This window comes from Bacillus sp. LR--39 (genome assembly GCF_053613335.1).
This window is the reverse complement of sequence record NZ_JBSIOT010000772.1, coordinates 1-753: the sequence shown is the minus strand read 5'-3', so window position 1 is coordinate 753 and position 753 is coordinate 1. Positions and strand designations below refer to the sequence as shown.

Genomic DNA, 753 nt, shown 5'->3' with positions numbered 1-753 from the left:
ATTGAAGCAGCGAGGCTCTACTATCAGTCTGACTACAGCCAGCAGCAAATCGCCGAACAGCTGCAGATTTCAAGACCGACGGTATCAAGGCTGCTGCAGTTCGCCAAGGAAAAGGGGTATGTCCAAATCCGCGTTATGGACCCGTTTGAAGATATGGATGCGCTCGGTGCGATGCTTGAGGAAAAATACGGGCTTCTAGAAGCGCATGTTGTCTTTTCGCCGACCGCGGATTATACGACCATCACGCATTATCTCAGCCGCTTCGGGGCCGAATATATGCACGGCGCAGTCAAGGACGGCGACATTGTCGGCGTCAGCTGGGGGACGACGATGTACCAAATCGCCCAAAATATGCAGCCTAAACAGGTGAAGGGCGCAGAGGTCGTTCAACTGAAAGGCGGAATCAGCCATTCCAGCGTCAACACTTATTCGTCTGAAACGATTCAGCTGTTTGCCGAAGCTTTTCAAACGATGCCGAGGTATTTGCCGCTTCCGGTCGTGTTTGACAATCCGGAAGTCAAACAGATGGTGGAACAGGACAGGCACATCAAGCGGATCATAGAAATGGGAAAACAGGCAAACATTGCGTTATTTACAGTCGGCACGGTACGCGATGAAGCCTTGCTGTTCAGGCTGGGGTATTTTCATGAAGAGGAAAAGGCCCTCCTGAAAGAACGTGGAGTCGGCGATATTTGTTCGCGCTTTTTTGATGCGGAAGGAAACATTTGCAGCGATGCTATCGATTCGCGGACG

At 51.3% G+C, this 753-nt stretch carries 1 protein-coding gene; it reads left to right on the top strand.

Annotation, left to right across the window (positions count from 1 at the left end; all coding sequences use genetic code 11):
- Positions 1-753 (top strand): sugar-binding transcriptional regulator (locus ACWHAR_RS26455; RefSeq protein WP_452088346.1); only part of this gene is annotated, 753 nt, incomplete at both ends.